Below are 12,437 nucleotides of genomic sequence, written 5' to 3'. Positions count from 1 at the left end.
TAGGATTTTCAAGTCAGCATTATGGAGCAAAGTCAGCGACCACAGCACTACGACCCCGATCGAGAGTTTCAAGAAGCTCTCGACCAATTGGAGGATATCTTACAAGAAAATACTACTGAGGATGAAGATACACCAAAATTGCATACTGAGAGTGCTGATGAAGTCGAAGCTAAAGATTTGACAGATATTGATTTAGCCGCTTTTGAAGATGCCGTTGCCGATATTGAACAATATTTGGAGCAAAAAACGAAATAAAAGTTTGTCATTAGTCATTTGTCAGTTGTCATTTGCAAATAACTAATGACTAATGACCGATGACCAATGACTAATAAATAATTTGCCGCTGAGCTTCGTACAACATTAAAGCAGCTGCGATCGCTACATTCAAGGATTCCACCCCAGGACTTAGAGGAATTCTCACTTGCTTGTCTGCCATCGCTGCTAAATCTGCTGACAAACCAGCACCTTCGTTTCCCAGTAATATTAAACTAGGTTTTCGCCAGTCCACTTGCCAATAAGTTAAGCTTGCATTTGGTAATGTTGCTATTACCTGCATTCCTGCTTGCTGACTTTGTTGGACTGTTGCTTTTAAATCTTCGGTTACTGCCGTTGCTAGGCGAAACCATTGCCCCGCTGAAGCGCGTAAAACTTTGGGGTTGTCTAAATCTACGCTATCTCCACTTAGCCACAACCCGGACGCCCCAGCCGCAGCGGCAGTGCGAATCATCGTACCCAGGTTACCGGGATCTTGTACTGTTTCTAAAGCTAGGACTAAACCAGTAAATGGTACTTGAGTTCGACCATCGCTGCGTTTTGCCGTTGCCACCACACCATCCGGTTGGACTGTGGTGGCGATCGCGTCTAAAATTTCTTTACTCACAATTTCGGCGCGATCGCATCGTCTACAAGCTTCCTCCCACAATGACGGATGGGTTGCTTGCCAATCTGGGGTACAACACACTGTCTCTAGTGGATAATTCACCGCACAAGCTTCCTCTAACAAGTGCGTTCCTTCCAGCAAAAATAACTCCTGCTTGTGCCGCTCTTTAGTAGAGTGTAACTTGCGAATTTGCTTGACTAAAGGATTTTGTAAGCTGGTCAACATGATTTTAGATTTTGGATTTTAGATTTTAGATTAATCCAAAATTTTCAATATCACATTCTTTAACTGGGTTAATAGGATTTTAGATTCATTCAACATCCAAAATATTCAAATTTTCTAACCTAGTCAAAGGAAGTTCAGTTTTCAGATTAATCCAAAATCCAAAATCCAAAATTTATTTATATGCGGAACCCGGGACTTGAACCCGGAAGCCTTGCGGCACTAGAACCTGAATCTAGCGCGTCTGCCAATTCCGCCAGTTCCGCTGGCAATTATCTTTATTCACAATTTCTTATTTTTGCGTATTTTTTTACCTTTGTCAAGTGCAAAAAGGCAAGATTTAAAAGGCAAAGTATTTCTTTTTACTTTTATCTTTTTATAGCAGTTGGCAATAAAACCTCAACACAAAGAGATTTTCAAGCCTATTGCCCGTTGCCTATTGCCTATTAGCTGTTTCCCCAACCCTGCTATATTTTTTAAGGCACCAACCCTGCACGCAAAGCACGCACAGCAGCTTGTGTGCGATCGGCAACACAGAGTTTATTGAGAATACCCCGAACATGAGTTTTAACAGTGCCAACTGTGAGATAGAGTCTTTTGGCGATTTCTGCATTGTCACAGCCAGCGACAATCAGCTCTAAAACATCCATTTCCCGTTGAGTTAAAGGATAAGTGACGATAGTTTTTTCGATATCTGGGTCAATGCCTTCAATCAAGACTCTTTTTGTGGCTGTTCCTCTGCTGGCATCGGGGAAATCTTGACGTATTTGCTGGAGTACAAGGTCTGCGATCGCTGGATCGATCCATGAGCTACCTGCATGGGTTGTTCGCACAGCCTCAATCAGTCTCTCACTTTCGATATCCTTCATGCAATAGGAATCAGCGCCTGCTGCAAATGCAGCTAAGACTGCCTGCTCGCTATTCTGCATTGTTAAAATCAAAAGCTTTGTTGTATAATCTTCAGTTTCTGCTTGATATTGCCTAATTGTCCGTGTTAGCTCGATACCATCCATATCAGGCAAACCGATGTCAATAGTAGCAACATCAGGCTTGAGAGTTTTTACAAGCTCGATTCCATCTGCTGCATTAGCAGCTTCACCAACAATGTTTACTTCGGGCTGAGTTTGTAAGGCAGCCCGCAAACCAATTCTTGTAAGGTTATGATCTTCAATGACGAGGATCTTGATTTCATCCATAGCTGCTTAAGTTTACTGTTATCTATCTAAAGTACACATTAAAATAATCCCGTTCTCAAATTCAGGATTTTATACAAAAAGCAATATGTTTGCTATTGTTCCCAGGAGTGCATCTACTATTACACATGAAATAACCTTATCTCGTAAGTTTTTCAAAAGGCAAGAGTTCGATCCGAACAATACAATTCAATCAAAAAACTATTTTGATACATTATTGGCAAGATATATGTTTTATGGACTACAACTGATTCTCAAAATCTGATAAAACTAGGAATCGTTGAATGTTCGATCGCTTACCCTTGGTCTAGCACGCAAAATGCACATAAAATTAATCACTAAGCTACTTCACCTCACACTCTACTCACAAGATATGGATAATTAGTCAGGCAGGCAATATGCTGAGGAATAAGATATATTTAATACTATCAATACTGAGAGGAACAGAAAAAACAGTATAATTCCTGAAAAAAGATACCTCAAATTCAGGAAACTTTAAAGGAAAATGTGAAATTTTAATCATCTCAACGCTATTAGAGTAAGCTATTACTAGATTTGCGAGGGATAGCCAAGCACTTCTTATTTTATTTAGCCATGTCTTTAACTAAAACTGTTAAAAAAGATAAAATTCTCGTTGTCGATGACATTTTTGACAATTTACTAATCTTAGAAGCAGTCCTACAAGATAAGGACTATGAACTTAGCTTGGTGGAAGATAGTAAAATTGCTCTGAGTATGGTTGAGCAGTCACCGCCAGATTTAATTCTGTTAGATGTGATGATGCCGGGGATAGATGGGTATGAATTCACTCGACGCATCCGACAAAATCAAGGGTTACCATTTATCCCAATTTTGTTGATTACAGCTCACTATGAATCCAGCGTTGTCCAAGGACTTGATGCTGGTGCAGATGACTTTATTCGTAAACCGTTCGATCCAGATGAACTACATGCAAGAGTGCGATCGCTCCTGCGCCTCAAGCATAGCATCGACGAACGAGACCAAATGGCTAATTTGCGGGCAGATTTTGTCTCGCGTTTTACCCACGACTTACGCATACCACTAGTAGCCTCTAACCGGATTTTAAAATTATTGCTCGAAGGTAGGTTTTGCGACGTTTCGCCACAATTGCAAGAAATAATTAATACCATGATTGGCAGTAACCAAGACCTGCTAGAAATGGTAAATACGTTGTTAGAAGTTTATCGTCATGAAGCAGGTTGTAAAACCTTAAAAATTGCTCCTTGTAATATTCAGGAATTAGTTAGTGAAGTCGCCCAAGAATTAACTCCTTTAGCTGAAGAAAAAGGGTTAGCTGTCAACCTTGATAAAGGTGAAAGTATGAGTACGGTGATGGGCGATCGCGTAGAACTGCGGCGAGTTTTAACAAACATCATCGGCAATGCTATCAAATTTACAGACAAAGGTTCTGTAAATATTCATTGCAATGTTAATTTGCCAGATGTAATTATTAGTATCCAAGATACGGGGCCGGGAATTTCTAAACAAGACCAAGCAATATTATTCGAGCGATTTCGCCAAGGTAAACACCAACGTTCTGGTAGTGGTTTAGGACTATATCTATCTCGCTGCATCATTGAAGCACATCAAGGCACAATTGATGTCATATCTGAACCAGGGCAAGGTAGTACATTTACAATACGTCTACCTCTGGCTGACGAAAACTAGAAGTTACAGCGTATTTCAGGTAAATGAAGTACATCGGTAGGGGCAAATCCGGGTTTTACCCCACCCTAACCCTAACGCCACTTGCTTCTCCTGTCGGAGACGCTGCGCGAACAAGTCGGCAGAGCCGCCCAACGCAGTGGCTCCCCCTTGTAAAGGGGAGGGAACTAGATTTTCCGGTTTCCCCCCAATACATCGGGGGGATTAAGGGGGGTAATTCGACTTGTGTATACACGGTAGCTCCAATATAGGGGTAAATTCATTGTCTGAACAAAGTATTATCACAAAAAAATAGCGTTCATTGATAAAATCCATGAACACTAAAAAACACTTAGACTTAGGAGGAGGTAGGCAATAATTTGATTACTTATCTACTTCTGGAACGACTTGGGGACGCTCTTTATCTTCCCAACCTACAGGACGTTTGGAGTTATACCAAGCAATAGATCCTATGCTCACAGCAGCAATAAAACCGACTACAAATAATCCGGTGAGTACAGCAGAGTAACTAGAAGTAGCTTCTGAGCCAACAGATATGTCTGTTAAAAAATAACTAAATAATAGATTAATCATGAGTTAGCACCTGTCAACAAAAATTCAGCGATGGCTTAAAAAAATATTTTGGCGACCGTATTATCAAAATTGGGTTTTGAGTTTTCGATTTTTTTATTGACTCAGTTGCAAGCCACTACCTTACAACTGAGTTCAACACAGATATAGAAAAACTAGAACGAGGAAGAAGGTTTAGTAAATTATGATTTTACTTCGACTTTCTGCCAAGATAAAATTAAGTTTATTCTACATTTTTCTTAACTTCATCTTTGACATTTTCAACTGTATGACGAACCTGTGATTCTACTTGCTTAGCTTTACCTTCAGCCTTATCATCAGGGTTGCCGGTGATGTCGCCAATTATTTCTTGAGCTTTACCTTCAACATTTTTAGCAACTGCTTTTGCTCTATCTTCGATACTCATAACTTGCTCCTAAATTCACTTCACTAACTATTTATTCGTTGTTGCTTACCCAACTTGGGCTGCAATGTTTATAGAATAGTTCTTATAAAAAAGAAATACTTCTATCTATAGATGTTTTTATGATAAATATTTTTATCCGTTCTGTAGACTTATTTAAAATTTGAATTCATCTGAAGAAAATTAAAGTAATACCCTGAAGATAGAAATGAATACTTCTATTGCTCTATCTGGAGATGAAATTATAGGAATTTCTAGCAGAAAATAGGCAATAGACAACAGGCAAAAGGCTTAAGGGATGATTTATAAAGTAAACCTAAAATTGTAGGGTGCGTTATAGCAACGCTTAACGCACCGAAAGACATGGCGTCCTGCGGCTAATCTCTACTCTCTCAAAGTCCCAAATCCTTGCTTTTGCCGTAACACATGCTACGCTTATATCCCAATTTCAGTTAAGACTCGATCCTCCCTAACCCTCGTTAAAAAGCAGAGAACTAAGCCCCCCAATTTATCGGGGGGGTTGGGGGGATCTTCCGGAGCTAAATACCGTTAACTGAACCGTATTGGCATTAAGCATTGCAAATGATGTTAAAAGTCACGTATTAAGCCGGCTTCTAGGTGTCTGCGTCGCTCAATCCAACCTAAGCAGCTGGTTTTTCACGAATAAGTAAGTATGGCTTTATTCACTAACAACTAAATACCCGACTTCTTTAACAAGCCAGGTATCTGAGCCTTGCGAACATCAAATAATGTCTCAAGATTTTTGATATTAGTTCTCCAGATAGATCGGGAATTTATCGGAAAAATTTTAATATTAAATTGTCAAAAAAAACAACATTTTCACAAGGAGAAAGATTATGGGTAACATCATTGCTTGGCTGGTTTTGGGTTTAATTGCAGGTGCTTTAGCTAAATTCTTCTATCCAGGAACCCAAGGTGGCGGTATTCTTTCCACCATAGTGTTAGGAATTCTCGGAGCTGTAGTTGGTGGTTATTTAGGTCAAGTATTGTTGGGGAGTGGTTCGGCGGCGGCCGCATCTGTAGGAGCTTTATCCCTGGGAAGCATTTTATTTGCTGTTCTTGGCGCAATGCTATTGATTTTCCTTTGGGGATTATTAACTCGAAGTGCTGTTTAATTGTCTGAAGTTAGTTAACAATTTTGGGAATCAATTTGAGTCGAAACAGAGAAAATGACATTAGAAAAAGAGCGGAAATTTATCGGAATTTTCGCTAAATGTTCAGAAGCAGAATTGGCACTTCAGGAACTGCGAGCTGCAAACTTCCCAATGCACAAAGTTTCTGTAATTGCACGCAAGGCAGAAGAACAAAGTGATATTGCTGGTGTTAAGGCTAAAGAGGACACTGGCAATATATCTGAGGAATTCACTGGTGGTACTTTAAGCGATCTTGTTAGCTGTATAAATCAGTTGGCAATTCCTGGCATGGGCCAAGTTATGCTAGCGGGAGCAGAAGCAACAGCGATCGCTACCACTATCACAGGTGGTGCGATCGGCATACCCGCAGGTAATTTGGCTGGCGCGTTGCTACCTTTGGGAATTCCTCAAGAACAAGCACAGGTTTATAGCGATTTAGTCTTCCAAGGTTACTATTTGGCGATCGTAACCGGTATAGAAATCGAAATTCGTTTTGCTCAGAGGATTTTTAATCGCCATAGAATTCAATACCGGGGTATTTATGAGCCATATTTATCCCCAAAAAGTCGCTATAAACATGGAGTTGGTGTTTTTTGTCAGCGTCAAGATGTAGAAACAGCACTTACAGAACTCAAAAAAGCCGGCTTTCCTATGAGTCAAGTTTCAGTAATTACTAAAGGTAACTATTATCCTTTAGAACTTTCTGAAGATTTAGCAAAATATTACGAACATCAATTGAATCTTGGCAATTTTCTTGTATTTTTAAACGCTACTGATATCTATATGGCAGGTGCAAGAGCTATTTTAGAAAGTAACAAAATTCAAAATTTTCGGATTTATAACCAATCCGTAGTCCATCCAATTAAAAGCGATCGCCAGGTGATTAGTAACCTCTAGCTAAATGTCAATCCTAATCTATTTAAATCCCCGGCTTTTATGTGAGCCGGGGATTTGAACCTTGCAAGAAGATAATCGCATCCTGAAATCCTAAGCCGCAAGAGCGCGGTCTTCGAGTAAAATAATATCTGTTTCAAATAGAACAATAGTAGTCTCACAACCAATTCTGCCCATTTCTGGTTCTGCACCCATTTCCATTTCTACAAGATACGACCAATTTCCAGAGTTACGGCAACATTGTATTATAGTTCCTAATCCACCAATAAATTCTACCCTTTGTCCTTGAGAAAATTTTGGTCTTGCTAGCTCGATTACTGCACTCATAAAAATCACCTTTTTATATGAAAATTAGATATTCAATTTATACTCACAGTTCAAAATTTAATTATCCACCGTGAGATTTAATTACAAAATTAGGTGGTTGCTTCTTTTGAGATAAGTTATACTGTCTCCAGGCTTATTAAAACTATTATGTGAAAAATTTAATAAGATGTTATTAGCATAACTGTATAAATAAAAATATATTCATCATATATATAATTAAAATAATCGGTATTTGAATTCGACTAATCCGGGATACTTTCACTATTTAAATAGCTGAAAGATTATCGAAATATTTATAGTCGCAAGAAAAAATTTAAATTATTAACTTTCGGAAAAAATGTTGAACCGTTTGAAGATTGGAACCAAAATTGGGGCAGGTTTTACCTTAAGCCTAGCAATTCTGACCTCAATAGGTCTAATCTCTTACCAAAGCACCAATGAGTTAATTGAAACTTCGCGCCGGGAAAACCACACCTATCAAGTATTAAGTCAGATTGAAGAAGTCAACTTACAATTGACAAATGCTGAGACTGGGCAACGTGGTTACCTTATTACTGGAGAACAGCGTTATTTAGAACCTTATAACGCTGCCAGCCAATTGCTTAATCAAAAAATCAAGGAACTTCAAAGGTTAATAGCAGATAACCCCAACCAACAAAATCGGCTTGATATTTTGCAGCCGCTGGTAACCGAGAGAATGGCTGTAATGAAAAATGTCATTGAACTACGGCAGACCCAGGGGTTAGAGGTTGCCCAAGAAGCCATCAAAACAGACCAGGGTAAGCGGCTGATGGATCAGATCCAGAAACTGCTGCAAGCGATGAAAAATGAGGAAAATGTACTTCTTAAGCAGCGTTCTGAGCGGGCACAGGTAGCTGCTCGTCAAACACTGGCGACTATTGTTTATAGTATTCCTTTATTTGCTGCAATCTTGGTTTTGATTGGAATTATCCTCACCAGACACATTTCACTACCGCTCAAGCGAGTTTCTGATTTAGTTGAAAAGGTAGCAGATGGGGATTTATCGGTTAATTTACCAGATAGCGATCGCCAGGATGAAATTGGCGTTCTGAAGCGAACCTTCAACCAAATGATCGTCAATCTGCGCTACACAACTCAAAAAAATGACGAGCAAAACTGGCTCAAGTCTAATTTGGCTGAATTTACCCAAATGCTTCAAGGGCAGCGAAATTTAGAAAGTGTGTCTCGCACGATCTTGTCGAATCTAGCACCCTTGGTTGGGGCATCTGCTGGTGTTTTTTATATCATGGATTCAAAGAACGACGAGCCAATGCTGAAGTTGTTGGGTAGTTATGCTTACAAAGAACGTAAAAACTTGGCAAACGAATTTCGCTTGGGCGAAGGATTAGTCGGACAATGCGCCTTAGAAAAACAAAGAATCCTTTTAACCGGAGTTCCCAGTGACTATATCCACATAACTTCTGGATTGGGAGAAGCTCCACCGCTAAATATTCTTGTATTGCCCATAATATTTGAAACTAAAGTCAACGCCGTAATTGAACTTGGTTCTTTTGCACCTTTTAAAGATTTACACCTGACATTTCTAGAGCAATTAAGTGAAATTTTGGGTGTATTTTTAAATAACATCGCCTCCCAATTGCAAACTCAGCGGCTACTTACCGAATCTGTTGCTTTAACAGAGCAACTGCAAAGCCAGCAAGAAGAACTACAACAAAGCAATCAACTGCTAGAAGAACAAGCCCACGAATTGCAAGAATCACAATTCATTATCAAGCAATCTAATGAAGAATTGCAACAACTCAACGAAGAACTAGAAGAAAAAGCAGAACTCTTAGAAATTCAAAATCAAGAAGTTGCCCGCAAAAATAGGGAAATTGAGCAATCTAGGCAGTCATTAGAAGAAAAAGCCGAGCAACTGGCACTATCTTCCAAATATAAATCAGAATTTTTGGCGAACATGTCCCACGAGTTACGGACGCCGCTAAATAGCTTGTTAATTTTAGCAAGATTGCTATCAGATAATTCTCTAAACAACTTAACCGAAAAACAGGTAGAGTATAGCCGCACAATCTATTCTGCTGGAACCGATTTATTAGAACTAATTAATGACATTTTAGATTTGGCAAAAATTGAGTCCGGTACAATGTCTTTAGATATCGAGCAAGTTGCCTTTGTGGATTTGCGGACATCTATAGAGCAAACTTTTCATCAAATTGCCGAGAATCAAAAGCTCAGTTTCGCCATTGAACTAGACGACAAATTACCGCCAGTAATTTCTACCGACTCCAAGCGTCTGCAACAAGTCTTAAAAAATCTTTTAGCTAACGCCTTTAAGTTTACCGAACAGGGAGGTGTGAAGTTACAAATTAGTTTGGTAACTGAAACAGCCCCAGATAAGCAGCAGACCATCGCCTTTGCAGTCAGCGATACCGGCATTGGCATTCCACCCGAAAAGCAGAAAATTATTTTCGAGGCATTTCAGCAAGCAGACGGCACAACTAGCCGTAGGTATGGCGGAACTGGCTTGGGCTTATCCATCAGTCGCGAACTAGCTCAACTTTTGGGCGGAAGGATTGAACTAATCAGCCAACCAGAACTGGGAAGTACTTTCACTCTCTACTTACCACTAACAGCAAAGCCTCAAGCGGCACGAAATAGCTTTGAAGTCAATGGGGAAAGGGCGAAAAATGTTCCAACTAAATTGACACCTCCGATCTCAAAAGTGGTGACGGTTGAAAGCCGAAGTACCTCTGCGGACATTTCTCCAGCACCGAAAGTAGTTTCCAGCGTCAACGAAATCCCAGACGATCGCCTAACAATTGAATCAGGCGATCGCGTTTTGTTAATTATCGAAGATGACGATAAATTCGCCCGCATCTTACTAGACATGGCACGTCAGCAAGGCTTTAAAGGAATCGTTGCCTTACAAAGCAAACAAGGTCTAGCACTAGCGCAACAATTCGAGCCGAACGCCATTATGATGGATATCCACATGCCAGAGATGGATGGTTGGACAGTGCTGGATCGTCTCAAGCATAACCCAAGCACCAGACACATCCCAGTGCATATACTTTCTGTGGATGAAAGACAGCAACGGGGATTAAAGCTAGGAGCAATTACCTACCTGCAAAAACCCGTTTCTCCAGAAGCCCTAAATGAAGTGTTGACTGAGATTAAAAGTTTTGTTGAACGTCAGGTAAAAAATCTTTTAATAGTAGAAGACGACCCCAGACAAGCCCAAAGTATTATCGAACTCATTGGTAATGGCGATGTCCAGAGTACAGCAGTAGGTACGGGAAAAGAAGCACTCCAAATATTGCGATCGCAGCACTTTGATTGTATGGTACTGGACTTAGGTCTGCCCGACATGACCGGATTTACGCTGATTGAGCAGATCAAGCTAGAACCCAAGCTGATGAAACTGCCAATAATTGTTTACACAGGCAAAGAACTCAGCCGCCAAGAAGAAAGCCAGCTGCGGGGGCTAGCAGAGACAATTATTATTAAAAACGTGCGATCGCCAGAACGGCTATTAGACGAAACTGCCTTATTTTTGCACCGCGTCCAGGCAAATCTGCCAGCACCAAAGCGACAAATGCTCGAACAGCTACACCAAACCGACCCAGTGCTGGCCAATCGGAAAATTTTGATTGTCGATGATGACCTGAGAAACATCTTTGCCATCACCAGCTTTCTAGAAAGTTATCACATGGAAGTACTCTTTGCCGAAAATGGCAGAGATGGCATTGAGAAACTGCAAGCAAACCCCGACATCAACATAGTTTTGATGGACATCATGATGCCAGAAATGGATGGTTACGAAACCACCCGCGCCATTCGCCAGCAACCTCAATTTCGCTCGCTACCAATCATTGCTTTAACCGCCAAAGCCATGCCAGGCGATCGAGAAAAATGCATCGAAGCCGGGGCTTCTGACTATATCACCAAACCCGTGGATACCGAACAACTGCTTTCACTGCTGCGGGTTTGGCTGTATCGGTGAGGGATTGGGGAGTGTGGGGAGTGTGGGGAGAGAGGGGGGAAAGAGAATTTATGCTTCCCTCTCCTCCCACACCTCCCACACCTCCCACACCTCCCACACCTCCCACACCCCCTGCTTGCCCTATGCCCCAATCCATTCTTTTGTCAAAACAATATCAATGACAGGAAATTCACTTCAGTAATAAAATAATCTATATAACTTCTGTATTTAGAAGAAATACCTTTGTTTCATGCAACTTTTTGGGTTATTTCTCTAGATAAAAGATGTTTCTCTCGGTAGATAGTTGTACTTACATTAACATACTTGTTATGTTCTAAATATGACACTAGTAAGACAAAATTCTGTAAATACATCAGTCATTCCTCCAGAAACTTTGGCAGAAAAATATATTGAAGCAGAGCGTATGCATGACGTTTTGCTACTACTGCAAAACTTAATTAACAGTGAGGAAGCCACTGTGAAATTAATACTGGATTGTCTGTATGATGTTGGCTCGGTTAACCTAATCAACCAAAAGCTTCCCGTAAAACCTGTAAACAGGTTGATGAAATTTATTGCGCGTATGTCCAAACCAGTTTTTAGAACCTTGGCTTTTAATTGGTTTAAAAAGAACTGCCCGCAATTGATTGCTAATTGGTTACATTCGCAGGTTACTTTTGGGACTACCCCAGCTAAACCGCGAGAAATAGCGATTGAAGTTGCACCGGTTCAACCATATTCTGCACTACAGACTGAAAATCTTAACCAAGAGATTAAAAATCTGCGTCACCAAGTGAGATTGCTAGCTGGGATTTCAATAATTGCGATCGCTGTTTTAGGAGTAACAGCCACTTGGCTAAACTGAAGCCCAAAATTAGCACCATTATCAAATTCAAAATTTAATCGCTCCAACAATTGTTTTTGCTGTAAGATTGACTTGGATTATAACAACCTGACCGCCCTCAAATATTAATCATAGAAATGACCGAATTGCAGAAGCATTATTTCAAAAAGCTCATTAATTTATGAGGTAATAATTACGAAATACGAATTATAAATTATCGTAAACTCAAGGGTTTAAGACCCCAAACATTACACATAGTATCAGTTTAACTGAGGTTGAAACCCCCGACTCCAACTGTTT

Annotated in this window: 12 protein-coding genes and 1 tRNA gene; 6 read left to right on the top strand and 7 right to left on the bottom strand. The window is 40.2% G+C overall.

Going from position 1 to position 12,437, the window contains the following annotated elements:
* Positions 1–21 precede the first annotated feature (21 nt).
* A complete protein-coding gene (locus NSTC745_RS22060) occupies positions 22–255 on the top strand; it encodes a hypothetical protein (RefSeq protein ID WP_445632853.1) in 234 nt (77 codons plus the stop codon).
* 70 nt (positions 256–325) lie between these two features.
* On the opposite strand, the gene NSTC745_RS22055 is transcribed toward NSTC745_RS22060, so the two are convergent.
* The 3 genes from NSTC745_RS22055 to NSTC745_RS22045 form a co-directional block, all read right to left on the bottom strand.
* Entirely contained in the window at positions 326–1,105 is a 780-nt protein-coding gene (locus NSTC745_RS22055) for a TrmH family RNA methyltransferase (RefSeq protein ID WP_445632852.1), read from the bottom strand.
* A gap of 181 nt (positions 1,106–1,286) precedes the next feature.
* A tRNA-Leu gene (locus NSTC745_RS22050) sits at positions 1,287–1,368 on the bottom strand.
* A gap of 210 nt (positions 1,369–1,578) precedes the next feature.
* Entirely contained in the window at positions 1,579–2,298 is a 720-nt protein-coding gene (locus NSTC745_RS22045) for a response regulator (protein ID WP_445632851.1), read from the bottom strand.
* A 591-nt stretch (positions 2,299–2,889) separates the two neighbouring features.
* On the opposite strand from NSTC745_RS22045, the gene NSTC745_RS22040 reads away from it, so the two are divergent.
* A complete protein-coding gene (locus NSTC745_RS22040; RefSeq protein ID WP_445632850.1) occupies positions 2,890–3,984 on the top strand; it encodes a hybrid sensor histidine kinase/response regulator in 1,095 nt (364 codons plus the stop codon).
* 360 nt (positions 3,985–4,344) lie between these two features.
* Here NSTC745_RS22040 and psb35 read toward each other — a convergent pair whose 3' ends face one another.
* Positions 4,345–4,554 (bottom strand): photosystem II assembly protein Psb35, encoded by a 210-nt coding sequence (gene psb35 / locus NSTC745_RS22035; protein ID WP_445632849.1) that lies wholly within the window; start codon positions 4,552–4,554, stop codon positions 4,345–4,347.
* Between the two features lie 220 nt (positions 4,555–4,774).
* Positions 4,775–4,957, bottom strand: a complete 183-nt coding sequence (locus NSTC745_RS22030) for a CsbD family protein (protein ID WP_445632848.1) — start codon at positions 4,955–4,957, stop codon at positions 4,775–4,777.
* A gap of 854 nt (positions 4,958–5,811) precedes the next feature.
* Between NSTC745_RS22030 and NSTC745_RS22025 the strand changes: the two genes are divergently transcribed.
* Both NSTC745_RS22025 and NSTC745_RS22020 read left to right on the top strand, forming a co-directional pair.
* The gene (locus tag NSTC745_RS22025; protein WP_096540082.1) at positions 5,812–6,090 is read left to right on the top strand and encodes a GlsB/YeaQ/YmgE family stress response membrane protein; all 279 of its coding nucleotides are present in this window, start codon (positions 5,812–5,814) and stop codon (positions 6,088–6,090) included.
* Between the two features lie 54 nt (positions 6,091–6,144).
* A complete protein-coding gene (locus NSTC745_RS22020) occupies positions 6,145–7,005 on the top strand; it encodes a hypothetical protein (protein WP_445632847.1) in 861 nt (286 codons plus the stop codon).
* Between the two features lie 90 nt (positions 7,006–7,095).
* Here the strand turns inward: NSTC745_RS22020 and NSTC745_RS22015 are convergent, their stop codons facing one another.
* Complete coding sequence (locus NSTC745_RS22015) at positions 7,096–7,329, bottom strand: hypothetical protein (RefSeq protein WP_445632846.1); 234 nt, start codon at positions 7,327–7,329, stop codon at positions 7,096–7,098.
* Positions 7,330–7,666: 337 nt separating this feature from the next.
* Between NSTC745_RS22015 and NSTC745_RS22010 the strand changes: the two genes are divergently transcribed.
* Positions 7,667–11,314 (top strand): response regulator, encoded by a 3,648-nt coding sequence (locus NSTC745_RS22010; RefSeq protein ID WP_445632845.1) that lies wholly within the window; start codon positions 7,667–7,669, stop codon positions 11,312–11,314.
* Here NSTC745_RS22010 and NSTC745_RS22005 read toward each other — a convergent pair.
* Complete coding sequence (locus tag NSTC745_RS22005) at positions 11,253–11,450, bottom strand: hypothetical protein (RefSeq protein WP_445632844.1); 198 nt, start codon at positions 11,448–11,450, stop codon at positions 11,253–11,255. The genes NSTC745_RS22010 and NSTC745_RS22005 overlap by 62 nt on opposite strands.
* A gap of 183 nt (positions 11,451–11,633) precedes the next feature.
* Here NSTC745_RS22005 and NSTC745_RS22000 point away from each other — a divergent pair, with 183 nt between their 5' ends.
* Complete coding sequence (locus NSTC745_RS22000) at positions 11,634–12,158, top strand: hypothetical protein (RefSeq protein WP_445632843.1); 525 nt, start codon at positions 11,634–11,636, stop codon at positions 12,156–12,158.
* The last annotated feature ends 279 nt before the right edge of the window (positions 12,159–12,437 follow it).

The sequence above is a fragment of the Nostoc sp. DSM 114161 genome (genome assembly GCF_052692665.1).
This window is presented reverse-complemented; position numbering and strand designations above follow the sequence as displayed.